Raw genomic sequence first — 26,213 nt, 5'->3', positions numbered from 1 at the left:
CGGCCGGCTGGTCGGGCTCACGTTCATCTTCTACGTGTTCGGCCAAGTGACGGCCTACCTGGTCGGCGTGCTCGTGCTCGCAGTCGGCGTCCCCGACCACCTCGCCTGGCGGGTGATCCTCGGGCTCGGCGTCGTTCCGTCGCTGCTCGTGCTCTATCAGCGTCGGCACATGCCCGAGTCCCCCCGCTGGACGGCCGAGCGCGGCGACGAGCGGCAAGCGGCGAAGGATTTCGAAAAATTCACCCGGGCGTCGGCCGGAGCTTTTGCCGCGCCGACCGCCTCGGACAGGCCCAACGTCAGACTCCGCTCGGTACTGGCGAATCGGAAGCTCTTGACGATTCTCCTTGGCACCGCGGGCAGTTGGTTCTTCTTCAACGTCGCCGTCTACGGCAGCTACGTCAGCCAGCCACTGCTCATCAAGAGCATCGCCCCACACGGCAGCATGTTGTCCAACATCGCTCTGAACGCGTTGCTGGTCATCTGCTTCAGTCTCAGCGGCGCGATCGCCGGCCTGCTGGTTCTCGACCGGATGCCGCGACGCACCCTGCAGATCACCGGCTTCGGGTTGTGCGCGCTGGCGATGCTGCTGATCACCGCGATACCCGGCGTCAGGGCATCGGTGGTGCCGTTCGGTCTCGTCTTCGGGATGTCGCTGTTCGGGGTCGCCTTCGGGCCCAACTACACCACCATGCTTCTCGCGGCAGAGTCCTACCCGACCGCGATTCGCAGTACCTTCCACGGGCTTTCGTCCGGTATCGCCAAAGTCGGCGCGTTCCTGGGTGCGCTCGTCGTGCCGCTCCTGCTCAGTGGATCCGGGTTGCGGGCGGTCACGCTGTTGGGCTTCTGCTGTTACGCGGCCGCCATCGCGACGACATTCCTGGTGCGCGAGCCGAAGGGTCTCGCTCTCGACGACATCAGTGAAGACCTCACCGCGAAAACCGCCAGGACGACCGCCGCAGTCAACGCCTCACCCGCTACGCTGCCCGCGTGACGGACACGGTCCGGGCCGGCGTGCTCGAGGTTGCCGTCCAGCGCCACGGCGATCCCGCCGGCTGGCCCGTCGTACTCCTGCACGGCTTTCCGTATGACCCGCGCTGCTACGACGACGTCGCACCGGCTCTGTCGGATGCCGGTGCCCACGTTGTCGTTCCGTACCTGCGCGGCTACGGGCCGACTCGCTTCCTCGATCCCGCCACGCCACGTTCGGGGCAGCAGGCGGCGCTCGCCGCGGACCTGCGCGCGCTGATCGCCGCGTTGGGATTAACCGCGCCGATCGTGGCGGGATTCGACTGGGGCGGCCGGGCCGCCTGCCTGGCCGCGATGTTGTGGCCGCAGGATGTGCGGGCGCTGGTGACGGTGTCGGGCTACCACGTGCAGGACATCGCCGCCGCGGCTTTCCCGGTACCCCCGGAGTCCGAGCGGAGGCTGTGGTACCAGTACTACCTGCATGGTGAGCGCGGACGAGCAGGTTTGGCGGCGCATCGTCGAGAGTTCGCCCGGCTGTTGTGGCAGGAGTGGTCACCGGACTGGCGCTTTACCGACGACGAATTCGATTCCACCGCAGCATCTTTCGATAATTCCGACTTTGTCGACGTCGTCGTGCACTCGTACCGACATCGCTACGGATTGGTGCCGGGGGATTCGGCCTACCAGGGTTTGGAAGACCAGATCGGTACCCAGCCACCCATCACCGTGCCCACGGTGGTGATCGATCCCCTACGTGACGGTCTGGTCCCCGTGGTGCCGGGTCGCGCGGCACACGCCCAGCATTTCCCGGCGCTGCTCGATGTGCGGCCGGTCCAAGCCGGACACAACGTGCCGCAAGAGGCCCCGGCCGCCTTCGCCGATGCGGTCCTGCACGCTCATCGAAACAGCTAACGATTGCGGCTCAACCGCAGCGCGCGAGTGACCGCTGTGAGCGATGCCAGCACGGCCATCGCGGTGAGGATCATCATCGATGCCCGCGGTGACCCGATTGTCGTCAAGAGCAGTGGCAGTCCGAAACCGATGTAGGTCACCACGTAGAAGATTCCGGTTAGGCCACCCCGAACCCGGTGGGGCGCCGTGGTTTCCAGATCGATCAGGCCCGCTCGCAGGCACAGGCCGGATGCACAGCCCAGGATGAGGAACAGCGGCAACCCGAACGCCAGCGTCATCGTCGAGGGTGCCGCCGCGGTCAGCGCGTAGCCGAGCGCGGCCAGGACGGCACCGGCGGTCCCCGCATGCGGCCCCCAGTTGCGCACGCGAGCCAGCACCTGCACAAGCCCACTGACGCCGTTGACCATCAGCGTGGCCGTGCCCGCGGCCATCGGAGCCGCGAGGGTGGTGTGTACCCGGCTCGGGATCGTGATGAAACCCAGTGTGGCCGAAGCGAACACCCACGGCGCCAGGGGAAGCGCCCAACTCAATGCCCACGCGACACCCTGCGGGCCCGGTGCGGACTCCGCCGAGGAAACCGATGTTGGCGGAGCGGTCGTCTTGACGCGTCGGCCTGCCACGATCGCGGCAATCATCGCCGACACCACGATCACGGCTGCGATCACGAAAGACACTCGAATGCCGGAATGCCCGGCCCGGACGATCAGAGCCGCGCCGAATGGTCCGATCGCGAAGCCGGCCGTCAACAGCGCTCCCGCCGTGGCCGCGCCGGCGGGCCCCCTCATGTCCGAGGCCCACGCGGTACACGAACTCATCGTCAGGCCCACGCCGAGCCCCACGACGAAGCGCCCGATCAGCAACACGTCTGATTGCTGGGAGACCAGCATCGCGATGGTGCCCACCACCGCAACCGTCGAACCTGCCAACGCCACCGACCGACGGCCGAGCGCGTCCGACACTCGCCCGCCGATGAGCAGCCCGGGTAGCAGTCCGAGCGCGTAGATTCCGAAGATCGCGTCGAGCGCTGCCGCGCCCAGATGCTGCTGACTGCTGATCAGGGGCATCAGCGCGACGAAGTGGTTGGCGACCCATCCCGTCGACAGCAACAGCGCCAGCACGGCAATGAACAAGCCCCAGCTCGCATGCGAGCCGCTGCGGTCGTCGGCTTCATCCACCGTCACCATTGCCGACCGCCCCGATGATCCATTCGACGAGGACACTGATTCTCCTCCCCCCGAGGGCGTTGCGCGGCCGGCCGACGACACCTTATAGCCGACCCGCCCCAGGCAGTTATTCCCGCCGATTCCCTCCCGCCTGCCGTTGCAGTCCGCCCGCAAACCACAGGGCTCACCGGCGAAAACGACGCCGGAGTTTGAAAGCACCTGGTTTGGTGTACAGATACCACGACTTAGGATCCAGGAGGCAGATGATGAAGCAAATTGCGGCCGCTACCATCGCGCTTGCCGTGCTGTTGTCCAGCGCGTGCTCGGCCTCACAGGTGATCAACACCGGCGGCGACACGAAGTGCAAGGACTTCACCACGCAAGACGAGAAGAAACAGAACGACGAGATCAGCAAGATGCTCAAGGACAAGAGCGGTGCCGACCCGACGAGTTTGGAAATCTCGGCGACGCGACTGTCGGCGGCCACCTACTGCCAGAGCGTGGGCAAGCCGGATTCCAAGATCTCCGAGGCGCCGCACGGCTGATGGTGTGCGGCCGCGCCAGGCGCCGCGGCTTTTAATCATCAGCAACCGAAACCTGGTGGCCCGGCGCGACGGTTCCTAGGCTTCGCGGGTGATGTCGACCAGTCCTGCGCCGGCATGTGTGTCACTTCGACATGTCAACCGAACTTTCGGATCGCACACGGTGCTGCGCGACGTCGACGTCGAGATTGAACCGGGCGAGGTTGTTGCGCTGCTCGGGTCTTCGGGCAGTGGTAAGTCGACACTGCTGCGACTGGTAGCCGGGCTCGACCTCCCCTCCGGTGGACGCATCGAGATCGACGGTGCAGCGGTTCGCGGGATCGATTCCCGCTGCGCGATGGTGTTCCAGGAGCCCAGGCTGTTGCCATGGCGATCCCTGTCCGCCAACGTTGCGTATGGGCTGCCACCCGGCACGCCGCGCGCGAAAGGCGCTGCGGACGTTCAGCATTGGCTGGAAGTTGTCGGGCTGCAGGAATTCGGCAACCACCAACCACGGCAGGTTTCCGGGGGCATGGCCCAACGTGCCGGCCTCGCGCGCGCCCTGGCCCGCCGCCCCAGCGTCCTGCTGCTCGACGAGCCATTGGCGGCGCTGGACGCGCTGACCCGACTCCGTATGCAAGACCTGCTCGACACCGTGCAGCAGGAGGCCGGAACCACAACGCTGCTGGTGACACACGACGTCGAGGAGGCGGCGATCCTCGCAGACCGGGTGATGGTCCTGCGCGCCCTGGAAACCGGTGCAGCGAGTGGTGGCGCCCGTATCGCGGCGACGTTCGACGTCGCGATTCCAAAACCACGCGACCGCGGAGACCCGCGCATCGCCGCACTGCGCGACAAGTTGTTGGACGAACTCGGCGTGCCGCGACGCAGCGGTGACAGCCTGCGCTCTGTTGTCGAAGAGGAGACAAAAGCATGGTGAAAGGTCGCCACCTGACCGTGATTTCGGCCGTTGCCGGCGTCATCGCGTTGTCCGGTTGTGGTTCGCACGCCGGCAATTCCGCGGGCAAAGACATCCATCTGGATTACGCGTATTACAGTCCGCTCAGCCTGGTGGTTCGCGATCAACGCCTGCTAGAGAACCGTGGCTACAACGTCACGTGGGTATTGTCGGCCGGCAGCAACAAAGCCAACGAGGGCCTGCGGTCCAAGGCGCTGGACGTCGGGTCTACCGCCGGGTCGGCCGCATTGGTCGCGAGGGCGAACGGGTCGCCGATCAAGGCCGTCGACCTGTACGCCGGCGGTGAGTGGACGGCTCTGATCGTCACCAAGAACTCGCCCATCAACTCCGTCGCCGACCTGAAAGGCAAGAAGGTCGCTGTCACCAAGGGCACCGACCCGTACTTCTTTCTGCTGCAATCGCTTGCTGCAGCGGGCCTTTCGCCCAGCGACATCGAGATTGTGAATCTGCAGCACGCCGACGGTAAGACTGCTCTGGAGCGCGGCAACGTCGACGCCTGGTCCGGGTTGGACCCGTTCATCGCTGAGACCATCCAGCAGTCGGGCTCCCGTTTCATCTACCGCAACCCGGCTTTCAATACCTATGGGTTTTTGAACGCCCGGGAGGATTTCATCGCCAACCATCCGGAGGCTCTGCAGGCGGTGGTCAACAGCTATGAGGAGGCCCGCAAGTGGGCGAAGGCACATCCCGATCAACTGGCAGCGTTGCTGGCTTCGCAGGCGAACATCCCGCTGAGCGTGGCGCAGGAGGAGCTGACCCGGACACTGGTGGACATCGATCCGGTACCGGGGGATCCGCAGCGCGCGGTGCTGACCCGGGTGGAGCCGCTGGCGGTCGCCGACTCCGACATCAAATCCGACGACGCCGGCCGCAACGCGCTGAGCTCGCTGATCGAACCGAAATACGTTCAACAGACCCACTGACGAAACGATCGGGGCTACTCGCGCGGCTCCCGCTGGCCTCGGTGGGGCTGATCGTTCCGCTACTGCTGCTGGTGATCTGGCAGCTCGTCACCGCCGGGATGGGGTTGTTCTCTCCCAGCCAACTGCCGCCGCCGGGTGATGTGGTGTCCGCGCTGGGCGCGCTGCTCCAGCACGGAGAATTGTGGACTCACCTGGAAGCCAGCGCTGCGCGGGTTCTGGTCGGCTACCTGGCCGGGGCGGCCGCGGCGCTCACGCTGGGTTCACTCGTCGGCCTGTCGGTTACCGTGCGCCGGCTACTGGCCCCCACCGTCGCCGCCATCCGCACCGTACCGTCTCTGGCGTGGGTTCCATTGCTGCTCTTGTGGTTTGGCATCGACGAGACGCCGAAGGTGCTGCTCGTCGCGATCGGTGGTTTCTTCCCCATCTACACCACGACGGCATCAGCCCTCTCGCATGTCGACTCTCGGCTGGTGGAGGTGGGCCGGGCCTACGGCCGACACGGCGCCGCGCTGCTGGCGACCGTGATGCTGCCCGCTGCGGCGCCGGAGTTGGTGAACGGACTCCGGTTGGGTTTGGCGAACGCTTGGCTTTTCGTCGTCGCCGCCGAACTGATCGCTTCCTCGAAGGGTCTCGGGTTCCTGCTGATCGACAGCCAGAACACAGGCCGCACCGACGTGATGCTGGTGGCGATCATCCTGCTGGCTGCGCTCGGCAAGGTCACCGATGCCGCCCTGGGTGCCGTTGAGCAGCGCATCGCACGGCGCCGCGGCTAGTTCGGCCGGGCCGCCCGCCGCGAAGGGATCAGCACACATACGGCGGTAAGCAACTGCCAGAGGGTGATCGAGTACACGCTGCCGCGCTCCCAGATCCCGTTGGGCAGCAGGACGGTTTTCGTCGTCAGCGAATTGATCGCCAGCATGACGAAGCACGAGAGCCCAAGGACCGCAAGCAATTTACTGGCTCTGGGGTACCAGGGGAGTCGGGCGAGAAGGCCAATGGCTGCGGATCCCAACCAAATAGCGGCGTTGCCACCGACAATCGCCAGCAGAGCACCGGCGACGTGGACTTTGCCGCTGTGCACAGTGCCGATCACGATGTTGCCGACAGCGTTCGCGATTACCGAGCCCAAAAAGATTCGGGCCCTGCGATTCTCGGGGATGCCGGTGAGCAGCAGCGCCCCGAGGAAGAACAGGCCGCCCTGCAGATAGAACGCGGCATGCATCAGGTAGGCGCGCGAGGATTCGACCACCTGTCCGCGAACCAGCGTGCCGCTGGGAAGGCCGAGATCGCTGATGTAGTTGCGCGCGTAGCTGTAACCGGGTGCAAAGCTCGCGGCGGCGACCGCCTCGAGGATCAGGTACCCGACGGCCGCCACGATCCAGAGGGCTGCCCCACGCGTGCTCCCCAAGTTGGGTCGAACCTCCCGCCGTTGCGTCGATCTTCGCCACCATGCTGTCACGGACGACGGCGGTACCCGGACAATGACCCGATGCGTGCAATTCGGCGGATTCCGAAAATCGCCGCGTATGCGTCGGTGCTGGTGCTCGCACTGGCCGGATGCGGCGCGGAGAACAACCACGCCGCTGCGGCAGCGGGCGCCTTCGCCGGTCCGATCGAGATCGGCAACGGGCGGCACCTCTATCTGGCGTGCCGTGGAAAGGGCACGCCGACAATCATTTTGGAGTCCGGCTACCACAACTCGTCCGACCCGTGGAGCAGTTCCGACGCCGCGGCCCCGGCGGTAGGCCCCGCCGTGCTGCCTGCCCTCGCGGGTGACCACCGCGTCTGCGCCTATGACCGGCCCGGCACCCTGCGGTTTCCCGATCCGCCCAGCATCACCGATCGCAGTTCACCGGTCGCGATGCCGCGCACCGCGCAAGACGTCACCCAGGATCTGCACGCGTTGCTCGCGGCCGCTCGTGTTCCGGGCCCGTACGTTCTGGTCGGGCACTCGCTGGGCGGGTTGTTCGCGCGTCTGTACGCCCAGACGTACCCCGACCAGGTGCGGGGAGTGGTGTTCGTCGATGCCTTCGGAGTCGAGATACCGGGCCTGATGGGATCCGACTGGCCGACCTATCGGCAGATGTTGGCAGAACCGTTGCCGCAGTTCACGAATTCTCCGTCGTTTGAGGTGATCGACATCGACAAGAGCATCGAACAGGTTGCCGCGGCCCCCGCCTTCCCGCCCGTGCCCACCGCCGTGCTGACGAGGACCGAGCCGTTCGCGGTTCCCGGCACCGTCGCGCCCGAGCAGAGCGCGCACTTAGAGCAGGCATGGCGGGACGCCACGTCGGATCTGATCGCGCTGCGGCCGCAGACGCCCCATCTGATCGCGACGGGCAGCGACCACTTCATCCAATTGCACCAGCCCGACCTGGTTGTGGCCACCGTTCGTCTGGTGCTGCAGCGGTCCGCTCCGAATCGCTAGGCCGTCAACCGAGCGCCAATTCGCTCGGCAGTTCGTCGCTCAGCGCGGCGCGGGCGAGGAGGTCGCCGAGCACCGGTCCGAACTTCATCAGGTTGGCGCCGACGAACGCGATCACCCGGCCACGGCGGGCAACGGTCCAGCCGTCCCCGCCGGAGTCGAGCCACGGGGCGCGAACGTGGACGCAATCGACATGGTCAACCGGGGACAGTGACGGGAACAAGGCGCGGATCGTCGCGGGGTCCGGTACCTGTTGGCCGAATGCCCAGCGGCCGGTGCTACCCAGCGGCAACCCGTAGCCCTCGGGCGCCGACAGGCACGCGGCGCCGACCGCGTCGGCGCCCTCATAGGTGAACCGGGTGTGCGGACCGATCTCCACGCCGAGGGGCCCGAACAGCTCCGACGTCCGGGCCCCCGCGCAGATCAGCACGCGGTCGCCGGTCAGCACGGTGCCGTCGGCCAGCGTCGTCGAGCCGTCGTCGGCGACCGACACGACCTCCGCGCGCCGGACGCCGACCCGGCGCGCCAGCGCGGTCAACGCGCGGCGGATTCGCAGGCTGCCGCCGAGCGGATCGAAAACGCCGCTCTCCCAAGGCGCGGCGACGAACGGGATGCGCGCCGCGATCTCCGAGCTGTCGAGCCAGGAGAAAGTCGCATCGGCCTGAGCCATCGCCGCCGCGGTGTCGTCGCAGTCGCCGGCGGCGATGAAGCCTTCAGAGCCCAACAGCCGCCCCACTCCGAGTTCGGTCTCCCAGCGTTGCCAGCCCGCGCGGGCCTGGATCGCGAGCCGGCACAACGCCGGACGTCGATGGGCGATCCGGAAGATCCGCGCCAGCCCGACGGACTGCTCGGCGAACGGCTCTCCGCGCTCGAGCACAACCGTGGTCTCCCCGCGCCGCAACAGCTCGTAGGCCGCGGCGAGACCACATATCCCGGCACCGATGACGACGATCACGCGGTACGCATACCCGCCGCGGCTAGAAGAAGAACCCGGCGTGCGGAGCGTCCTGCCACGCGAACAATTGGTCGGCCACGGCCAGCGCCGCGGGATCGTGCGCCCGGGCCAGGCCGGCGACGGCGAGATCGCGCCAGGCGGTCCCGCCGAGCAGGACCGCCGAGAGTCCCTCCACGCCGACTTCCAGCTGAGGCGGTCGGTCGGTCGGCTCGACTCCATCGCTTCCGATAGCGAATCGCCTCGAATTCTGTTGCAGCAGAGAATCATCGACCGCGATCGTGACCGCGCCGTCGCCGGCATATCGACGTGCCGACAGCGCCGCAGGCACGTCGATGATGCGCAGCCACGTCTCGTCGTGCACCGCGGTCGACCGCACGGCCCGCCGGTCGGCGAGCAGCCAGGGCAGCGGATCGTCGAGTGGCAGCATCCAGAACACCACGCGATCGATGAGGTCGAGGCCCAACAGGAATCGCAGCAGTCCCAGGTAGGCCTCGGCCGACGGCGCGAAGAAGTCCTCGACGACGATCGTCCGCTGGTCGCTGACGAACCACCGCTCGGTGTCGGTCGGGCGGTAGCGGACGAACCCCGTCTCGGCGCCAAGCTGGCCGTGAACAGCGACATACGCTGCTCCCGTGGATGATTCGGCGCGCAGCCGCGAGCCTTGCCACCACACCGCGGGGCGGTCGATGGTTCCCGGACGGGACGGCCGATTCTCGGCGTAGATCCGGGGCAGCACCTCCCACGCCCGCGAACTGTCGATCAGCCGGACCGGACCGCCGGTCCCTACGTCGGGGCGCAGCGTTGCCCGCGCCGTCTGCACCTCGAGGGTCTGCGACGAACTCGCGACGCCGTAGCCGTACCGCCCATAGATCGTCGCCTCCGAGGCCCGCAGGGTTGCCACCACCTCACCGCGCGCGGCGATGTCGTCGAATTGGTGACGTATCAACGCACTGGCGACGCCCTGCCGGGTGTGGGACGGCAGCACCCCGATATGTGTCACGGCGGCGTGTCCCACGATCGCCCCGCCGGGCAGCGTCAACCGGCTCGTCACGGCGTCGGCGGTGCCCACGAGCTGACCGTCGACGAACGCCCCGACGGTGCGGCCCGGCTCGAGCAACTCGGTGATCTGGCCGGGCCGCAGCCCCGACATCGGTGGAAACCCGATCATGGCGGCGCGAAACACGTTCGCCGCCGCGATGAGGTCGTCCTCGCTGTCGAGAATCTTGAGCCCGATGGTCATGCCGCCATCATGTCTGGTATCCGCTTGCCCGCGGCAGGCTACTGCAAATACGCGCGGGTGGGACGGGATAAATCCGCCCAGAACGCAACTTGCGCGGCGCTGGTCCGAGAACCTAGCGTCGGCGCGGATGGCCGCGAGATTTTTTTGGTTCCTGCCGACCACCGGCGACAGCCGTTCGATCGTCGGCGGGTCGCATGCGTCGGCGAACCGCGAGCTGCCGAGCGGATATCGCGCACCCAGCCGGCGCTATCTGGCCGAAGTGGCCCGCGCCGCCGACCGTCTCGGCTTCGAGGGAGTGCTGACGCCGACGGGCACGTGGTGTGAGGACGCCTGGCTGACGTCGGCCGCGCTGCTGGCCGAGACCGAGCGGCTGAAGTTTCTCGTCGCGTTCCGACCGGGGCTGGTGCCACCCACGCTGGCCGCGCAGCAGACCGCGACGCTGCAACGGTTCTCGGAAGGCAGGGTGCTGCTCAACGTCGTCAGCGGCAGCGACGACGCGGAACAGCGCCGCTTCGGCGACTGGCTCGGTCACGACGAGCGCTACGCCCGCACCGCCGAGTTCCTGCACATCGTGACCTCGGTGTGGACGCAGGAGTCGGTGGATTTCACCGGCAAGTACTACAACGTTTCCGACGCCCGGGTGTCGGCGCCGCCAAACCCGTTGCCGGAGATCTACTTCGGCGGCTCCTCGCCTGCGGCACTGCCGATCGCGGCGGAGTACGCCGACGTCTACCTGACCTGGGGCGAGCCCCCGCAGGCGGCGGCCGCCAAGGTCGACCGGGTTCGCGAACGGGCGGCGGCCCAGGGTCGCAAAGTCCGGTGCGGCATTCGGCTGCACACCATCACCCGGGACACGTCCGCGGCGGCCTGGGCCGTCACCAACGAGATGCTGGCCGAGCTCACCGAGGAGCAGATCGCCAAAGCGACTGCGCAGCATGCCAAGTCGGAATCCGTCGGACAACGCCGGATGACCGCGCTGCACGGCGGGCGGGTCGACAAGCTGGAGATCTACCCCAACCTGTGGGCCGGCGTCGGCCTCGTGCGCGGTGGCGCCGGCACCGCCCTGGTAGGCAGCCACCAGGAGGTGGCGAACCTGATCTCCGAATACCACGCGCTGGGCTTTGAGGAGTTCATCCTGTCGGGCTACCCGCACCTGGAAGAGGCGTACTGGTTCGCCGAAGGCGTGCTGCCCCTGCTGGCCAAGGCCGGCGCGCTAACGAATGGGCAAGCCGGTCAGCGCGCGTGAAATCACGAGGCGCTGAATCTCACTGGTGCCCTCGAAGATGGTGAAGATCTTGGCGTCGCGGTGCATCCGCTCGACGGGGTAGTCGCGGGTGTAGCCGTTGCCGCCCAGGATCTGGATCGCTTCATCGGTGACATAGACCGCGGTCTCGCTTGCGACCAGCTTGGCCATCGAACCCTCGGCCGCGTCGAAGGATTGGTTGTTGCGCGCCATCCAACCGGCGCGCCACACCAGCAGCCGCGCCGCGTCGATGCGGCTCTTCATGTCCGCGAGCTTGAAGGCCACCGCCTGGAACTCGCCGATCTTGCGCCCGAATTGCTCGCGCTGGCAAGCGTATTCGAGTGCGTACTCGTACGCGGCACGCGCCACACCGACGGCCATCGCGCCGACGGTGGGCCGGGTGCGCTCGAAGGTCTTCATCGCGGCCTGTCCACGTGAAGAGGCGCCGGATTTCGCGCGGGCGATCCGAGATTCGAACTTTTCCCGGCCACCGAGGATGTGATCCTCGGGCAGCCTGACATTGTCGAGCACCACCTCGGCGGTGTGGGAAGCGCGGATTCCGTGCTTCTTGAATTTCTGTCCCTGCGCGAAACCCTTGGTGTCCGCCGGGATGATGAAGGTGGCCTGGCCGCGGGTGCCGAGTTCGGGGTAAACCGACGCCACCACGATGTGGACATTGGCGATGCCGCCGTTGGTGGCCCAGGTCTTGGTGCCGTTGAGAACCCACTCGTTGGTCGCCTCGTCGTAGCGGGCCCGGGTGCGGATGGCGCCGACGTCGGAGCCGGCGTCGGGCTCCGACGAGCAGAACGCGCCGAGCTTGGGTTCCTCGGCCGTACCGAACATCTCGGGCAGCCAACGGCCCAGCTGCTCGGGAGTTCCGTTGCCCGCCAACGCCGCCGCGGCCAATCCGGTGCCCATGATCGAGAGCGCGATACCGGCATCGCCCCAGAACAATTCCTCGAACACGGTCAGCATGCCCAGACCTGTTGGCTCGGCGGCCTGTTGGGCGAACAGGTCGGGGGAGTACAACCCCACCTTGGCGGCCTCCTGGATCACCGGCCACGGCGTCTCTTCCCGCTCGTCCCACTCGGCCGCGGCGGGGCGGACGATCTCGGCCGCGAACTTGTGCACCCAGTCGCGGATCTCGATCACGTCGTCGCTGAGTTGCAGTGAAAACGTCATAGTCTTACTCCTGAAATAGATTGTCGCTTCATTGATTTCAACGGGTTCCGTATTGCTTGAGGACGCTGACCGTCTGGCTGACCCACGCTTCGAAGTACCGGTCTTCGGCGATGTTGCCGGGCAGGCGGCCGGTCAGCGCCTGCAAAGTGGCGGCGTACGACAACGAGCCGATGGCCGCGGCGGCGGCCGCCTCGGGGTCGGGAATCTGCGTGCGGCCGGAGCGATTTGACGCGGCCAGCTCGTCGGCGAACCGCTGGTAGGCGTTGTCGGTGATGACCTGCCACGTCTTGTCGTCCAGGTCGCCGAGCGTTTCGGGTTCGCGCAACATGACCTTGAGCAGGTCCTCGCTCTGCTTGAGGTTGTTCCAGATCAGCTGACCTGCGGTGCGCACCGCGTTTTCGACGCTGCCGGGTTGCCCGGCGTCGTACTGCTCGCGGGCGGCCACGATGCTGTCGATCCGATGCGCGACGGCGGCCTCGAGCAGTTCCCGCTTCGAACCGAAGTGTTTGTAGAGGGCCCCCGACCCAGGCGCCAGACCCGATGCCCGCTGGATGTCGGCCACCGAGGTCGCCGAGTACCCCTTGGCGGCGAAGAGCCGCAGGGCCTCGGCCAGCAGCCGATCGCGTCCGGAGGCAAGCATGGTGAGAGAGTACTCACTCACCACCACCGAAGGCAAAAGGTGCAGTTCGCGGCTTGCCGGTTCGACAGTCGGACAACTCGACGAGGTCGAGCGGTAAGTTCTCTGCGAACGCCACGACGCGTGGACGCGTCGGATCTGCCGCGAGCTCGCTGAAGGAGCCTGACATTCGCGTGTTATCGCACGTACAGCTGCCGATGCGGGTGCTGTCGCTGCGCACCATCGTCATCGTCGCCGCGCTGGCGGTGATGACCCTCGTCGTGCTGCTGGGCACCTGGGTCTGGGTGGGCGTCACCAATGACCAGTACAGCCAGCTCGATCGCCGGCTCGACTCGGTCAGCAGCCTCGGCGACATCAACACGCTTCTCAACAACGCCGACCACGCCAGCCCCGACCGGCCCATGCCGGACGGCAACCTGGTGCGCACCGCGCGCATCGGCGGGGTGACCTCGTCGGTGCCCAGCAACATCGTCTTGCCGCAACTTCCGAACGGCTACGCGGACACCACGATCAACGGGGTGAAGTACCGGGTCCGCACGTTCTCCGCGGGTCCCGCCACGATCGCGCTCGCCGCGCCGTTGGCCGAGGCCCAGCATCGGATCAATGAGCTGCACCTGCGGGTGTTGTTGATCTGCGCCAGCGTCATCGGGGGCACCGTCGTGGTCGGCTGGGTGATCTCGCTGATCATGGTCAACCCGTTCCTGCTGCTGGCCCAGCAGGCCCGCGCCATCAACGCCCAGTCCAGCCCCGACGAAGTCCAGGTCCGCGGCGTCCGGGAGGCCGTGGAGATCGCCGAAGCGGTCGAGGGAATGCTGGCGCGCATCGGCAACGAACAACAGCGCACCAAAGCCGCGCTCGAATCGGCCCGCGACTTCGCCGCGGTCGCCTCCCACGAGCTGCGCACCCCGCTGACCGCGATGCGCACCAACCTGGAGGTGCTGTCCACCCTGGATTTGCCCCATGAGCAGCGACAGGAAGTCATCGGCGATGTCATCCGCACCCAGAGCCGCATCGAAGCGACGCTGACCGCGCTGGAACGGCTGGCGCAGGGGGAACTGACCACCATCGACGATTTCGTCCCGTTCGATATCACCGAACTCCTGGATCGCGCGGCCCACGACGCGCCCCGCATCTACCCCGACGTCGAAGTGTCGCTGGTGCCGTCGCCGACGGTGTTGATGGTGGGCCTGCCCACGGGGTTGCGGTTGGTCATCGACAACGCCATCGCCAATGCCGTCAAGCACGGGAACGCCAGCAAGATCCAGCTCACCGTCGGTAGCTCCGGCAAGGGCGTGGAGATCGCCATCGACGACGACGGCTCCGGTGTCCCGGAATCCGAACGCGCCAACGTCTTTGCGCGGTTCGCTCGAGGCTCGACGGCGTCGCGTTCGGGCTCCGGGCTGGGGCTCGCGCTCGTTGCCCAGCAGGCCGAATTGCACGGCGGCACGGCCACCCTGCAAACCAGCCCACTCGGTGGCACGCGGTTGCTGCTGCTGCTCGCCGGCGACGGACGTGGGCCCGCGTAGCGTCGCACCCGTGAGGTTCGAGCGGCGAGTGGACGCCATGACCTACCACTTCGAGCGCGCCGGCACCGATGACGCCGACGTGTGGTGTCGACGGCTACCCGACTTCGGGTGGTCGGTGTGTACTGATTCCGGCGCGGTACTCGCGCGACCGTTCGCAGACGCCGGGCAAGGCGAGGTTCCACCGGAAGGAATGTGGGTGAGCGCTAAGGACGACCGCGCATATGTCTACGACCTGACCATGCCTTCCGCGAGCGGACACCGGGGCTGAGGCGATGCTCGGCCACCTCGGGATCAACGTGCCCGACCTGTCGGCGGCGAGAAAATATTACGATGCGCTGATGCCGCTCGTGGGATTCGAGCCATTCCTTTATGCTGACGACGAATTCGCCTATAAGCCCGCCGAGAATAAACCCGGAACGTATCTTTTCTTCTATCCCGCGGCCGAGCCCGGTGAGTACTCGGCGCAACGAATCGGCTTGCAACACCTGGCATTTATCGTTCGGCGCCGATCATTGGTCGACGCGGTCTATGCGCACGTCATTCACATCGGCGGCACCGTCATCCACCCGCCGCGGCATTTCCCGCAATACCCCGGCCATTACTACGCCACATTTTGGTACGACCCATTCGGAATCAAGATCGAAGCCGTCTGCCATCACGACCGCGACTAAGGCTCGCCGGATCGCTCCGGATACTTGCAGGGCTGTAATTAGTGACGGCGGCACTGCGGGAATGGTCGCCCGCCGAGTGCTAAAGCCAAAGGACTGAATACACAATCGCCCGAAGCACACTAGACTGATCTCCCAAGCACGTCTTTTGACGAGAAGCTATCGGAGGGAATCATGGTTTTGCAGGTGCAATCCGAGGCTGTCCTGGCCTCGGCCGGCGCTGAATCGGCGATCAGCGCCGAGACCCAGGCGGCGGCTTCGGCAGCGGCGCCGGCACTGCTCTCAGTGTTGCCGATGGGCGGCGACCCCGACTCGGCGATGTTCGCTGCGGCCCTGAACGCCTGCGGCGCCAGCTATCTCGGGGTGGTGTCCGAGCATTCCGCCCAGCGCGGTCTGTTCGCCGGTGCACAGGGCATGTCGGCGGGGGTCTACACCACCACGGAGGCGTTGCGCGCAGCCACGCTGGCGTTTTAGGGGGAAGTACGTATGGCGGATCCGGGGTGGGCCGCACGTACGCCTGAGGAAAACGATCTACTGCTCAAGGCGGGGGCCGGGGTAGTCACGCATCTGGCCAACGAGACAGCGTGGACGGCCCTGGCGGCAACACATCACGCCTCAGGTGTGGCCTCAGCGATCAACACCGCCGCGACCTCTACGAGTTGGATGGGCGCGGGGTCGGCGGCTTCGGCGGCGAATGTCACCATGCTCAACGCGTCGCTGCACGGCCTGGCCGGCTGGGTGGACGTGAAGCCGGCGGTGGTCTCCACCGCCGTCTCGGCCTATCAGATGGCCAACGGCGCGATGCACCCAGCGCCCGAATGCATTGCCAATCGCGACGAGTGGGGCGTCGACAACGGCATCAACCCGATGGTGCTCGGCGCATTGACGCCGCGGATCGTCTCGCTGGACGTCCAGTACTTCGGGGTGATGTGGCCGAACAACTCCGCGGTCGGGGCCAGCTACGGCGCAATCCTCACCTCGCTGTCCGAAAGCCTGGCCATCCCACCGCCGATCGCGAGCATGGGTGCTTCGCCGGCCGCAGGGGCGCAGGCGGCGTCGGCGGTTGGCGATGCGGCCGCTCAAACCGCGGCCGGTGACGGCATGCGCGCCGCCTACCAGGGCGCACAGACGGGAACGCAGGGGGCCGGTCAGGCAGCGTCGGGCGGGCAGGACTTCGCCAGTCAGGCCGGCTCGTTCATGGAGCCTGTGCAGTCGGTGATGGGAGCGGTCCCGCAGGCCATGCAGGCTCCGATGCAGATGATGCAGGCCCCGATGAGCGCGATGCAGCCGCTGATGGGCATGTTCTCCAACGCCGGTGCCATGGGTGGCGCGAGTCCCGCGGCTTCGGCCGTCTCCGCGACCAGCAGCCTTTCCGCAGCCGAGGCCGGCGCCGCGAGCGTCGGAAGCGGGGGCGCATCGCTGGGCGGTGCCGCCATGCCCGCCACCAGTTTCACCCGCCCGGTCAGTGCTTTCGAGCCGGCCACCGGCGGTCGCCCAGTGGGGTTGCGACCGAGCGGAGCGCTGGGTGCCGAGGCCATGCGTCCACAGACCACCTCGATGGGTGGCAGCCCGATGGGCGGTATGCCGGTGGGCCATGGGGCGGGGGGCCACCGCGGATCCCGCGACAAATCAGAAGTGCCCGCGACGGTGCGGGTCGTCGACGATCGGGTGTGAAGGTGACCCGGTGAAGGGTGAATCGACAGGTCGAAATAGCCGCCATACACTTCGCACCAGGCCCCAGGCAATACGGGGGGCGGCCAACCGTAGAAGGGAAATTCCGTGACAATTAAAGTGACACCGCAAATGCTTCGCGATGCTTCCAACGCCATCCAGGCGAACATGGAACACGCGATTGGAATCGGTCAGGGTTACGTCGCCAATCAGGAGAACGTGATGAACCCGTCGACCTGGTCCGGTGACGCGGTGACCGCGTCGCACGCGACATCCATCGAGGTCCAAAACGACCTGAACAAAGTGTTGAGCGGCGGCACGCGGCTGGCCGAAGGCCTCACGAAGGCGGCGGCCCTGATGGAAGGCCACGAGGCCGACTCCACCCACGCGTTCAGCGCCCTATTCGGCGGACACTGATCCGGATTTCTTGAAAATACATTCCTAATTCCACAACTGCTTTCCTGAAAGGACATAACGATGTCAGATCCGATCACTTATAACCCCGGAGCGGTGGCCGACTTCGCCAGCGATATCGCGTCGCGTGCCGGGCAGCTGCAGTCCATTTACGAGGACACCTCGAACCGGACCAACGCGCTCCAGGAGTTCTTCTCCGGCCATGGCGCGTCGGGCTTTTTCGAGGCGCAGGCGCAGATGCTGTCGGGGCTGCAGGGGCTTATCGACACCATCCGCCAGCACGGTCAGACGACCTCCCACGTGCTCGACGGTGCGATCAGCACGGACCAGCACATCGCCGGCTTGTTCTGAGTCCGCTCGCCACTAGGGCAAGCGAAGGTGGGGTAGATGCGCTGAGCGCGTGTGCCCCACCTCCCGTTCTTGTTCGCTGGCTGAGGGATTCGCTGCTCGAGGGCGAGGCGACATGCTGACGACGACGGTCGATGGTTTGTGGGTGCTGCAAGCGGTGACCGGGGTGGAGCAGACGTGCCCCGAACTCGGGTTGCGGCCACTGCTGCCACGGCTTGACACCCCGGAGCGCGCGATGCGGCATCCGGTGGTGGCCGATTTGGTGGCGGCCGGCGCGCTGGACGAGGCCGGCAACGCCGACCCGATGATCCGAGAATGGCTGACGGTGCTGTTGCGGCGCGACTTGGGCTTGATGGTGACCATCGGTGTGCCGGGCCGTGAGCCGACGCGGGCGGCCATCTGCCGATTCGCCACCTGGTGGGTGGTGCTGGAACGCCACGAAGATCTGGTGCGTCTCTATCCCGTCGGCACCGCGAGCAACGAAACCGCGGCGAGCGAGCTCGTGGTCGGTCAGGTCGAGCGGCTCTGCGGTGTGGCGGAGGCGGCGCCCCTGAAGCCGGTGACCCTGGATACCGAGCACCTGCTTGAGTCGGTGCGCGACGCGGCCAGCCTGCGATCGTTTCTGCTCAGCCAGCGTCTCGACGTCGACCAGCTGGCGCTCGTCACCATGGCCGCCGATCCCGCGCGCTCGGCGCATGCGTCGATCGTGGGACTGCAGGCCGGCGTCGGTTCGGATGAGTTCGCGCGCATAGCCGTTGGAAATTCGACCGTCTCCATCGTCGACACCCCCGCGGGACGCGTCTGCGTGGAAAGCGTGATCTCGGGTCAGCGCCGCTACCAGATCCTCTCGCCCGGCTCGCGAACGGACATCGGCGGAGCCGTACAAAGGCTGATCCGCCGTCTGCCCGCCGGGGAGGAGTGGTTCTCGTATCGACGGGTGGTCTGACGGGCGATCATAAACGGCTCTAACTAACTCAGTTAACCAAAGCCTTGGAATAGCAACACCTCCCGCACTTGAAAGGTTTGTGATCACGTAAACGGCGTGTCGCAAAGCGTGTTAGCATCGCGTCGTGACAAGCCCTTGGAATGACCCGAATATGTCGGATGAAGGGGCACTCAGACGGGGGGAGCCGTCAGGGGGCCGCAACTTCCCGGATTCCGTGTCGGACACAATGCGCATTACGGATCTGGCCGCCCCCAGAAAGATTCCCCCGGGGTCGGGTTGGCGGAAATTTCTGTATGTCATCTCATTTCGCAAAATAAACCCGGGTGAATCGCCCAGTGAACGGCACTACCGGGATTTGCAGAATCGCATACGACGGCACATTCGGCGGCAGTATGTGATCACTGTCGTCTCCGGGAAGGGTGGCGTTGGGGTCACCACGGTGGTTGCCTGCCTCGGCGGGGTGTTCCGGGAATGCCGCCCGCAGAACGTGATTGCGATCGACGCCGTCCCGGGCTTCGGGACGCTGGCAGACCGCATCGACGATTCACCGCCCGGGGACTACACCGCGATCATCAACGACACCGACGTCCAGGGCTACGCGGATATTCGCGAGCACCTCGGCCAGAATGCGGTGGGCTTGGACGTTTTGGCTGGAAACCGCACATCAGACCAGCCAAGGCCGCTGGTGCCCGCGATGTTCTCCGGTGTCTTGTCCCGGCTGCGGCGCACCCACACCGTTATGATCGTCGACGCCTCCGAAGACCTCGAACATGAAGTGATGAAGCCGGTTTTGGAGAGCACGGACACGCTGGTGTTCGTCTCGGGAATCACCGCGGACCGGTCTCGGCCGGTGCTGCGGGCGATCGACTATCTGCGGTCCCAGGGCTACCACGAGCTGGTCTCGAACAGCACCGTGATCATCAACCACACCGACGAGATCACCGACAAGGATGCGCTGGCTTACTTGACGGAGCGGTACTCCAAGGTCGGCGCAACCGTCGAAGAACTGCCGTTTGATCCACACCTGGCAAAAGGCGGGATCATCGATACGGTTCACGAGTTGAAGAAAAAAACTCGACTGCGTCTATTTGAAATCACCGCCGGATTGGCCGATAAATACATTCCCGATGCGGAGCGTGCGACGCCATGACATCGCCGCATAAGGTCGCTTTCCCGGCGCGCTGTGCGGTCAACATTTCCTACGAGAAGCACCTTTGCTCGCAAGTGTTCCCCGCCGGAATTGCGGTGGAAGGATTCTTCGAGGGAATGGTCGAGCTGTTTGATGCCGACCTGAAGCGCAAAGGCTTTGACGGCGTTGCGTTGCCGGCGGGCAGCTACGAACTGCACAAGATCAACGGGGTCCGCCTCGACATCAACAAGAGCCTGGACGAGCTGGGCGTGCAAGACGGCGACACCCTGGTGCTGGTGCCGCGGGTGGCCGGCGAATCCTTTGAGCCGCAGTACGAATCGCTGTCGACCGGTTTGGCGGCCATGGGCAAGTGGCTGGGCCGCGACGGTGGTGACCGGATGTTCGCGCCGGTGACGTCGCTGACCGCGGCCCACACCGCAATCGCGGTCGTCGCGATGGCGGTCGTGGTCGTGGTGGCGCTGACGCTGCGCGCGCGGACATTCATCGACAACGTGATTCCGGCCGCGGTGGCGGGCGGATTCGGTGTGCTGCTGGTGATCGCGACGTTCGTGGTCCGCTCCGGGTGGCGGCAGCGGCGCGACATGTTCACCGGGTTCGGCTGGATGGCGGTGGCACTGCTGGCCGTCGCCGGCGCCTGTGCGCCGCCCGGCCGGCTCGGCGCCGCCCACGGCCTGATCGGTCTGGTGATAGTGATCCTGGGCGCCATAGCCATCGGTGTGACGACCCGGCGACGCTGGCAGACCGCGGTGGTCACCGCGGTGGTGACGGTGTGCGGGATCCTTGCGGCGGTCGCCGCGGTTCGGATGTTCCGCCCGGCTTCGGCGCAGGTGCTGGCCATCTGCGTGCTGGTCGCATTGCTCGTCCTGGTCAGGACGACCCCCCTGATCGCGTTGTGGGTGGCTCGGGTGCGGCCGCCACACTTCGGATCCATCACGGGCCGTGACCTTTTCGCACGCCGGGAGGGCATGCCCGTCGACACCGTGTCCCCGGTCAATGAGGACGAGTCCGAGGACGAGGACAACGAACTGACCGACATCACCGCGCGCGGCGCCGCGATCGCCGCCGCGGCACGGTTGATCAACGCGGTACAGGTGGGCGTGTGCATCGGGGTGTCGATAGCCTTGCCCGTCGCGGTGTGGGGCGTGCTGGCCCCCGGGCGGCCCTGGGCATGGTTGGCGCTGCTGGTCGCCGGGCTGGTCGTCGGCATCTTCATCACGCAGGGCCGCGGCTTCGCCGCCAAGTATCAGGCGGTCGCGCTGGTCTGCGGGGCGTCCGCGGCGGTCTGCGCCGGGGTGGTCAAATACGCAGTGGCGGCGCCGAAAGACGTTCTGACCGGCCTGCTCTGGCCCGCGATGGCGGTGGCGGTGTTTGCCGCATTGGGTTTGGCCGCAGCGCTTTTGGTACCGGCGGTCCGTTTCAGGCCCTTCATCCGGTTGACCGTGGAATGGGTGGAAGTGCTGGCGTTCATCGTATTGCTGCCGGCGGCGGCGGCCCTGGGGGGACTCTTCACGTGGATTCGCCACTAAGGAAGGCCGCGGCGGTGGCCGCCGCGGTCACCCTGGTCGCGCTGAGCGCCAATGTCCCTGCCGCACAGGCCATCACACCACCGTTGGTGGATCCGGGAATGGTGCCGCCGGATGGGCCGCCACGATCCGACCAACCGATGCGCCGCGCCAACAGCTGCTCCACGCCGATCGACGTGCGTACGCCCGACGTGGCGCAGCTGGCGCCGGGGTTCAACCTCCTCAACATCGCCAGGGCGTGGCAGTACAGCACCGGCAACGGTGTGCCCGTCGCGGTCATCGACACCGGCGTCTCGCCCAATCCGCGGCTACCGGTGGTGCCGGGAGGCGACTACATCATGGGTGAGGACGGCCTGTCGGACTGCGATGCGCACGGCACGGTGGTCAGCTCGATCATCGCCGCTGCGCCCCAAGGGATTCTGCCGATGCCACGGCCGATGCCCGTGACACCCGCGTTCCCCCCGCCGGCCGGACCGCCCCCCGTCATCGGGGCTCCGCCTCCGCCGGTTGAGGTTCCGCCGCCGATGGCTCCGCCACCGCCCCCACCGCCGGTGACGATCACTCAGGTGATTCCTCCGCCACCGCCGCCGCCACCGCCCCCGCCCCCGCCGCCCGAGGGAGGCGGTGCGACGGCCGCGTCCAACGGACCGCCGGACCCGCAGACCGAGGACGAACCCGCGGTGCCGCCGTTGCCGCCCGGAGCGCCGGACGGGGTCGTGGGCGTGGCTCCCAACGCGACCATCATCTCGATCAGGCAGTCCTCGAGGGCTTTCGAGCCGGTCAATCCTCCACCGGGGGACCCCAATTCGGACGAGAAGGTCAAGGCGGGCACGCTGAACACGGTGGCACGCGCCGTGGTTCATGCGGCGAACATGGGCGCCAAGGTGATCAACATTTCGGTCACCGCCTGTCTGCCGGCGGCGGCCCCCGCCGACCAACGGGCGCTGGGCGCCGCGTTGTGGTACGCCTCCACCGCGAAGGACGCGGTGATCGTCGCGGCCGCCGGCAACGACGGGGAGGCGGGTTGCGACAACAACCCGACGTTCGACCCACTGGACCCGTCGGATCCGCGGGACTGGCATCAGGTCAAGGTCGTGTCGTCACCGTCCTGGTTCTCCGATTACGTGCTGTCGGTGGGCGCTGTCGACGCCACCGGGGCCGCGCTCGACAAGAGCATGTCGGGCCCGTGGGTCGGCGTGGCCGCGCCGGGCACCCTCATCATGGGGCTGTCGCCCCAGGGCGGGGGGCCGGTCAACGCGTACCCGCCGTCTCGGCCGGGCGAGAAGAACATGCCGTTCTGGGGCACCAGTTTCTCGGCGGCCTACGTCAGCGGCGTCGCGGCGTTGGTACGGGCGAAATTCCCTGAGCTAAGCGCCCATCAGGTGATCAACAGGATCGTGCAGTCCGCGCACAATCCGCCTGCGGGAGTTGACAATAAGGTCGGATACGGCCTTGTCGACCCCGTTGCCGCGTTGACGTTCAACATCCCACCCGGTGACCGGACGCCGCCGGGTGCGCAAAGCCGGGTCATCACGCCCGCGCCGCCGCCCCCGCCGCCGGATCACCGGGCACGCAACATCGCCATCGGGTTCATCGGCGCCGTGGCCGCCGGGGTCCTCGTGGTGGCGGTCGCGGCGCGGCTGCGGAGAGCGCGATGAGGCCCACGCTGACCGGGTTCAGCCGCGGCAGCAATCGACGCGTCGTCGGGGTGTGGATCATCTTCATCCTCGCGCTGGTGAGTTGGCTACTCGTCGGCTGGATCGGCGCAGCGGTCGCCGTGGTATTGGGCGTGGCACTCGTATTCGTCCGATGGTGGGGTCAACCGGCTTGGTCGTGGGCCGTGTTGTGGCAGCGGGGCCGGCGCCCGATCGCCTGGGAGGCCCCGATCACGGTGGCCAACAACCGATCCGGTGGCGGCGTGCGTGTCCAAGACGGCGTCGCCGTGGTCGCGGTGCAGCTGCTCGGCGGGGCGCACCAGGCCACGATGGTGACCGGTTCGGTGACCGTCGAAAGCGAAAACGTCATCGACGTTGTCGAATTGGTGCCGATGCTGCATCAGGCGCTGGGCCTGGAACTCGACTCGATCAGCGTGGTGACGATCGGTTCCAGGCACGGCAGCGTCGGCGACTATCCGCGAGTGTACGACTCGGAGATCGGGACCCCGCCGTATGCGGGTCGTCGCGAGACCTGGCTGGTCATGCGACTGTCGGTGATCGACAACACGCAAGCGTTGCGTTGGCGCACAACCGTTGGTGCGACGGCGATCTCGGTCGCTCAGCGAATCTCCGGGCTGCTGCGCTGCCACGGGCTGCGGGCGAAGGTCGCGACCGCGACCGACCTGGTTGAGCTCGACCGCAGGCTGGGTTGGGACGCGGTTTCCGGAACCACGCAGCGATGGAAAGCCGTACGCGGAGAAGCGGGTTGGATGACGACCTACGCCTACCCGGGCCAGGTCATCTCGTCGCGCAACCTCGCGCAGGCGTGGACGCTGCGGGCCGACGAAATCATTCAGAACGTGACCGTGTTTCCGGACGCGACGTGCACCGCGACGATCACCGTGCGCAGCCCGACACCCGCACCGACCCCGCCCAGCGTGGTCCTGCGTCGGCTTAACGGCGAGCAGGCCGCGGCGGCCGCGGCCAACATGTGCGGCCCGCGGCCGTTCTTGCGGGGATTGCGCCCCGGCCCGTTGCCCGAACAACTGCTCACCGAGATCGGGCCATCGGGCGTGCTGATCGGCAAGCTCAGCAATGGGGACCGCCTGCTGATGCCGGTCACCGACGCCGGTGAGTTGTCGCGGGTGTTCGTGGCCGCCGACGACCCGATCGCCAAGCGGATCGTGATCCGGACAGCCGGTGCGGGCGAACGGGTCTGTGTGCACACCCGCGACATGTCTCGCTGGGCCAGCGTGCGCATGCCGGAGATCAGCATCGTCAGCTCGGCACGGCCCGCGCCGCGGACCACCGTCAGCGTCGTCGAGTATCGGGCGGGCGGCGGCGATGCCGCGATCTCGCCCACCCCGCGACCGGCTACGGTGATCACCGTCGCTCCCTCGGGGACCACGCTGTCCGAGGGGCACCGGCACGGGTTCGAGGTGGTGATCGAGCAGATCGGCCCTGCGGTGGTGAACGTCAGTGCGGCAGGAAAGAATTGGCTCGTAGAGATGGATATGTTCCGCGCCGAGAATCGCTACGTCAGCCTCGAGCCGGTCAGCATGTCGGTCGCAACGTAGAAGAGCAACAACGCGAGTTTGAGGCAGAGTTTGATGAGCGTGCGCAACCGCAGCGGTGCCCGGCATGGGTGATTTACAGACCGCCCGTAGGCTTTTCGACCGGGCCATGTCGATCAGGAGCCGGCAGGGCGCGGCGGCGGCACTGCCCGATTTCGTCGCCGCCACCGATGCGGACCCGTCGATGGCCGACGCCTGGCTGGGGCGCATCGCGTGCGGTGACAACGACCTTGCCTCGCTGAAACAGCTCTACGCGAGCAGTGAATGGTTGCACCGCGAGACAACGCGTATCGGACAGACGCTCGCCGCGGAGATCCAGCTGGGGCCTTACATCGGGATCACGGTGACCGATGCCTCCCAGGTGGGGCTGGCGCTGTCGTCGGCGCTGACCTTGGCCGGCGAGTACGCCGCGGCCGACAAGTTGTTGGCCGGTCACGAGTTGCTGGATTCGTGGACCAACTTTCAGTGGCACCAGTTGGCGCGAACCTTCTTGATGTACACCACGCAACGGTGGCCGGACGTGCTGTTGGCGGCAGCAGAGGAGTTGCCGGCACAGGCGATCATCATGTCGGCAGTGACGGCGTCGATTTGCGCGTTGGCGGCCTACGCCGCCGCGCATCTCGGGCAGGGCCGGGTCGCGCTCGACTGGCTGGACCGTGTCGATGTGATCGGGCACAACAAGTCGTCGGGACGGTTCGACGCCCACGTGCTGACCGCTTCGATCGGGCCGGCCGATATTCCGCTGCTGGTGGCCGACTTGGCGTACGTGCGCGGGATGGTGCACCGCCAGCTGGGCGAAGAGGACAAGGCGCAGGTCTGGCTGTCGAAGGCCACGATCAACGGGGTCCTGACCGAGGCGGCCAAGGAAGCACTCGCCGATCCCAACCTGCACCTCGTCGTCACGGACGAAGAGTCCATCGACAGCCGCACCGATCGCTGGGATGCCTCGTCGGCCAAGAGCCGCGACCAACTCGACGACGACGCCGCGTCGGGGCTGCGCGCCGAGTTGCTGGCCGAGGGCCGCGAGTTGCTGGCCAAACAGGTGGGATTGGCGGCGGTGAAGCAGGCGGTGTCGGCGCTGGAGGATCAGCTCGAAGTCCGGATGATGCGACTCGAGCACGGGCTGCCGGTCGAGGGGCAAACCAATCACATGCTGCTCGTCGGCCCTCCCGGTACCGGTAAGACGACGACGGCCGAGGCGTTGGGCAAGATCTACGCAGGTATGGGAATCGTGCGCCACCCCGAGATTCGAGAAGTGCGCCGATCGGACTTCTGCGGCCACTTCATCGGGGAATCCGGCCCCAAGACCAATGCGCTGATCGAAAAGTCGCTCGGCCGAATCATTTTCATGGATGAGTTCTATTCGCTGGTCGAACGCCACCAGGATGGAACGCCGGACATGATCGGCATGGAGGCGGTCAACCAGCTGTTGATCGCCCTGGAAGCGCACCGCTTCGACTTCTGTTTCATCGGCGCGGGATACGAGGATCAGGTTGACGAATTCCTCACCGTCAACCCGGGTTTGGCGGGCCGGTTCAACCGCAAGCTGAGGTTCGAGTCCTATTCGCCATCCGAGATTGTGGAGATCGGCG

Annotated in this window: 27 protein-coding genes; 21 read left to right on the top strand and 6 right to left on the bottom strand. The window is 66.8% G+C overall.

Features of this window, described 5'->3' with window-relative positions; all coding sequences use genetic code 11:
* Positions 1–991, top strand: a 991-nt coding sequence (locus JOZ00_RS16820) for an MFS transporter (RefSeq protein WP_293345513.1), incomplete at its 5' end; no start/stop codon positions are given.
* Positions 988–1,878 (top strand): alpha/beta hydrolase, encoded by an 891-nt coding sequence (locus JOZ00_RS16815; protein WP_293345511.1) that lies wholly within the window; start codon positions 988–990, stop codon positions 1,876–1,878. The genes JOZ00_RS16820 and JOZ00_RS16815, both read left to right, overlap by 4 nt.
* Here JOZ00_RS16815 and JOZ00_RS16810 read toward each other — a convergent pair.
* Complete coding sequence (locus JOZ00_RS16810) at positions 1,875–3,098, bottom strand: MFS transporter (protein ID WP_293345509.1); 1,224 nt, start codon at positions 3,096–3,098, stop codon at positions 1,875–1,877. The two genes, JOZ00_RS16815 and JOZ00_RS16810, sit on opposite strands and share 4 nt — an antisense overlap.
* Before the next feature lie 206 nt (positions 3,099–3,304).
* On the opposite strand from JOZ00_RS16810, the gene JOZ00_RS16805 reads away from it, so the two are divergent.
* The 4 genes from JOZ00_RS16805 to JOZ00_RS16790 all read left to right on the top strand — a co-directional run bounded on the left by JOZ00_RS16805 (position 3,305) and on the right by JOZ00_RS16790 (position 6,237).
* Positions 3,305–3,586, top strand: a complete 282-nt coding sequence (locus JOZ00_RS16805; RefSeq protein WP_293345507.1) for a hypothetical protein — start codon at positions 3,305–3,307, stop codon at positions 3,584–3,586.
* Positions 3,587–3,704: 118 nt separating this feature from the next.
* Positions 3,705–4,502, top strand: coding sequence for an ABC transporter ATP-binding protein (locus JOZ00_RS16800; protein WP_293345517.1), 798 nt, complete (start codon positions 3,705–3,707; stop codon positions 4,500–4,502).
* A complete protein-coding gene (locus JOZ00_RS16795; RefSeq protein WP_293345516.1) occupies positions 4,499–5,464 on the top strand; it encodes an aliphatic sulfonate ABC transporter substrate-binding protein in 966 nt (321 codons plus the stop codon). Before JOZ00_RS16800 ends, JOZ00_RS16795 begins: the two co-directional genes overlap by 4 nt.
* Positions 5,465–5,535: 71 nt before the next feature.
* Positions 5,536–6,237, top strand: a complete 702-nt coding sequence (locus JOZ00_RS16790; protein ID WP_366022346.1) for an ABC transporter permease — start codon at positions 5,536–5,538, stop codon at positions 6,235–6,237.
* Here the strand turns inward: JOZ00_RS16790 and JOZ00_RS16785 are convergent.
* Positions 6,234–6,839, bottom strand: coding sequence for a DUF998 domain-containing protein (locus JOZ00_RS16785; protein WP_293345504.1), 606 nt, complete (start codon positions 6,837–6,839; stop codon positions 6,234–6,236). The genes JOZ00_RS16790 and JOZ00_RS16785 overlap by 4 nt on opposite strands.
* A gap of 114 nt (positions 6,840–6,953) precedes the next feature.
* Between JOZ00_RS16785 and JOZ00_RS16780 the strand changes: the two genes are divergently transcribed.
* A complete protein-coding gene (locus JOZ00_RS16780) occupies positions 6,954–7,892 on the top strand; it encodes an alpha/beta hydrolase (protein ID WP_293345502.1) in 939 nt (312 codons plus the stop codon).
* Positions 7,893–7,896: 4 nt separating this feature from the next.
* On the opposite strand, the gene JOZ00_RS16775 is transcribed toward JOZ00_RS16780, so the two are convergent.
* A complete protein-coding gene (locus JOZ00_RS16775; RefSeq protein WP_293345500.1) occupies positions 7,897–8,844 on the bottom strand; it encodes an FAD-binding oxidoreductase in 948 nt (315 codons plus the stop codon).
* A gap of 22 nt (positions 8,845–8,866) precedes the next feature.
* A complete protein-coding gene (locus tag JOZ00_RS16770) occupies positions 8,867–10,084 on the bottom strand; it encodes a GNAT family N-acetyltransferase (protein ID WP_293345498.1) in 1,218 nt (405 codons plus the stop codon).
* Positions 10,085–10,211: 127 nt separating this feature from the next.
* Between JOZ00_RS16770 and JOZ00_RS16765 the strand changes: the two genes are divergently transcribed.
* Positions 10,212–11,330, top strand: coding sequence for an LLM class flavin-dependent oxidoreductase (locus tag JOZ00_RS16765; protein ID WP_293345496.1), 1,119 nt, complete (start codon positions 10,212–10,214; stop codon positions 11,328–11,330).
* On the opposite strand, the gene JOZ00_RS16760 is transcribed toward JOZ00_RS16765, so the two are convergent.
* The gene (locus JOZ00_RS16760) at positions 11,298–12,509 is read right to left on the bottom strand and encodes an acyl-CoA dehydrogenase family protein (RefSeq protein WP_293345494.1); all 1,212 of its coding nucleotides are present in this window, start codon (positions 12,507–12,509) and stop codon (positions 11,298–11,300) included. The two genes, JOZ00_RS16765 and JOZ00_RS16760, sit on opposite strands and share 33 nt — an antisense overlap.
* Before the next feature lie 37 nt (positions 12,510–12,546).
* Positions 12,547–13,149, bottom strand: coding sequence for a TetR/AcrR family transcriptional regulator (locus JOZ00_RS16755; protein ID WP_293345492.1), 603 nt, complete (start codon positions 13,147–13,149; stop codon positions 12,547–12,549).
* Positions 13,150–13,343: 194 nt separating this feature from the next.
* Here JOZ00_RS16755 and JOZ00_RS16750 point away from each other — a divergent pair, with 194 nt between their 5' ends.
* From JOZ00_RS16750 to eccA, 13 genes are all read left to right on the top strand, one after another.
* Complete coding sequence (locus JOZ00_RS16750) at positions 13,344–14,672, top strand: HAMP domain-containing sensor histidine kinase (RefSeq protein ID WP_293345515.1); 1,329 nt, start codon at positions 13,344–13,346, stop codon at positions 14,670–14,672.
* A 10-nt stretch (positions 14,673–14,682) separates the two neighbouring features.
* Complete coding sequence (locus JOZ00_RS16745) at positions 14,683–14,940, top strand: hypothetical protein (protein ID WP_293345490.1); 258 nt, start codon at positions 14,683–14,685, stop codon at positions 14,938–14,940.
* Between the two features lie 4 nt (positions 14,941–14,944).
* On the top strand, positions 14,945–15,343 hold the full coding sequence (locus JOZ00_RS16740; protein ID WP_293345489.1) for a VOC family protein: 399 nt from the start codon (positions 14,945–14,947) through the stop codon (positions 15,341–15,343).
* A gap of 171 nt (positions 15,344–15,514) precedes the next feature.
* Positions 15,515–15,814 (top strand): PE domain-containing protein, encoded by a 300-nt coding sequence (locus JOZ00_RS16735; protein WP_293345487.1) that lies wholly within the window; start codon positions 15,515–15,517, stop codon positions 15,812–15,814.
* A 12-nt stretch (positions 15,815–15,826) separates the two neighbouring features.
* Positions 15,827–17,014 carry a PPE family protein gene (locus tag JOZ00_RS16730; protein ID WP_293345485.1) on the top strand — a complete coding sequence of 396 codons (1,188 nt, stop codon included), beginning with the start codon at positions 15,827–15,829 and terminating at the stop codon, positions 17,012–17,014.
* A gap of 105 nt (positions 17,015–17,119) precedes the next feature.
* The gene (locus JOZ00_RS16725) at positions 17,120–17,428 is read left to right on the top strand and encodes a WXG100 family type VII secretion target (RefSeq protein WP_293345483.1); all 309 of its coding nucleotides are present in this window, start codon (positions 17,120–17,122) and stop codon (positions 17,426–17,428) included.
* 60 nt (positions 17,429–17,488) lie between these two features.
* Entirely contained in the window at positions 17,489–17,776 is a 288-nt protein-coding gene (locus JOZ00_RS16720) for a WXG100 family type VII secretion target (RefSeq protein ID WP_293345481.1), read from the top strand.
* Positions 17,777–17,888: 112 nt separating this feature from the next.
* A complete protein-coding gene (locus tag JOZ00_RS16715; RefSeq protein WP_293345479.1) occupies positions 17,889–18,719 on the top strand; it encodes an ESX secretion-associated protein EspG in 831 nt (276 codons plus the stop codon).
* Positions 18,720–18,843: 124 nt separating this feature from the next.
* Positions 18,844–19,869, top strand: a complete 1,026-nt coding sequence (locus JOZ00_RS16710; RefSeq protein ID WP_293345477.1) for a MinD/ParA family protein — start codon at positions 18,844–18,846, stop codon at positions 19,867–19,869.
* The gene (eccD, locus tag JOZ00_RS16705) at positions 19,866–21,395 is read left to right on the top strand and encodes a type VII secretion integral membrane protein EccD (protein ID WP_293345475.1); all 1,530 of its coding nucleotides are present in this window, start codon (positions 19,866–19,868) and stop codon (positions 21,393–21,395) included. Before JOZ00_RS16710 ends, eccD begins: the two co-directional genes overlap by 4 nt.
* Positions 21,380–23,050: a type VII secretion-associated serine protease mycosin gene (gene mycP, locus JOZ00_RS16700; RefSeq protein ID WP_293345473.1), complete on the top strand. Its 1,671-nt coding sequence runs from the start codon at positions 21,380–21,382 to the stop codon at positions 23,048–23,050. The genes eccD and mycP overlap by 16 nt, the downstream gene beginning before the upstream one ends.
* Positions 23,047–24,624 carry a type VII secretion protein EccE gene (gene eccE / locus JOZ00_RS16695; RefSeq protein WP_293345471.1) on the top strand — a complete coding sequence of 526 codons (1,578 nt, stop codon included), beginning with the start codon at positions 23,047–23,049 and terminating at the stop codon, positions 24,622–24,624. The genes mycP and eccE overlap by 4 nt, the downstream gene beginning before the upstream one ends.
* 64 nt (positions 24,625–24,688) lie before the next feature.
* Positions 24,689–26,213: type VII secretion AAA-ATPase EccA (gene eccA, locus JOZ00_RS16690; protein ID WP_293345469.1), on the top strand; the 1,525-nt coding region annotated here is incomplete at its 3' end.

This window comes from Mycobacterium sp., assembly GCF_019243155.1.
Taxonomy (GTDB): domain Bacteria; phylum Actinomycetota; class Actinomycetes; order Mycobacteriales; family Mycobacteriaceae; genus Mycobacterium.
Note: the sequence above shows the minus strand (reverse complement) of the source record. Positions and strands in the feature narration are given on the sequence as shown.

What these genes read in the sequence shown, in the direction of transcription:
- JOZ00_RS16805 (WP_293345507.1), top strand. Translation starts at nt 3,305, where the DNA reads ATGATGAAGCAAATTGCGGCCGCTACCATCGCGCTTGCCGTGCTGTTG.
- JOZ00_RS16780 (WP_293345502.1), top strand. Translation starts at nt 6,954, where the DNA reads ATGCGTGCAATTCGGCGGATTCCGAAAATCGCCGCGTATGCGTCGGTG.
- JOZ00_RS16770 (WP_293345498.1), bottom strand. Translation starts at nt 10,084, where the DNA reads ATGACCATCGGGCTCAAGATTCTCGACAGCGAGGACGACCTCATCGCG.
- JOZ00_RS16765 (WP_293345496.1), top strand. Translation starts at nt 10,212, where the DNA reads ATGGCCGCGAGATTTTTTTGGTTCCTGCCGACCACCGGCGACAGCCGT.
- JOZ00_RS16760 (WP_293345494.1), bottom strand. Translation starts at nt 12,509, where the DNA reads ATGACGTTTTCACTGCAACTCAGCGACGACGTGATCGAGATCCGCGAC.
- JOZ00_RS16755 (WP_293345492.1), bottom strand. Translation starts at nt 13,149, where the DNA reads ATGCTTGCCTCCGGACGCGATCGGCTGCTGGCCGAGGCCCTGCGGCTC.
- JOZ00_RS16750 (WP_293345515.1), top strand. Translation starts at nt 13,344, where the DNA reads ATGCGGGTGCTGTCGCTGCGCACCATCGTCATCGTCGCCGCGCTGGCG.
- JOZ00_RS16740 (WP_293345489.1), top strand. Translation starts at nt 14,945, where the DNA reads ATGCTCGGCCACCTCGGGATCAACGTGCCCGACCTGTCGGCGGCGAGA.
- JOZ00_RS16735 (WP_293345487.1), top strand. Translation starts at nt 15,515, where the DNA reads ATGGTTTTGCAGGTGCAATCCGAGGCTGTCCTGGCCTCGGCCGGCGCT.
- JOZ00_RS16730 (WP_293345485.1), top strand. Translation starts at nt 15,827, where the DNA reads ATGGCGGATCCGGGGTGGGCCGCACGTACGCCTGAGGAAAACGATCTA.
- JOZ00_RS16720 (WP_293345481.1), top strand. Translation starts at nt 17,489, where the DNA reads ATGTCAGATCCGATCACTTATAACCCCGGAGCGGTGGCCGACTTCGCC.
- JOZ00_RS16715 (WP_293345479.1), top strand. Translation starts at nt 17,889, where the DNA reads ATGCTGACGACGACGGTCGATGGTTTGTGGGTGCTGCAAGCGGTGACC.
- eccD (WP_293345475.1), top strand. Translation starts at nt 19,866, where the DNA reads ATGACATCGCCGCATAAGGTCGCTTTCCCGGCGCGCTGTGCGGTCAAC.
- eccE (WP_293345471.1), top strand. Translation starts at nt 23,047, where the DNA reads ATGAGGCCCACGCTGACCGGGTTCAGCCGCGGCAGCAATCGACGCGTC.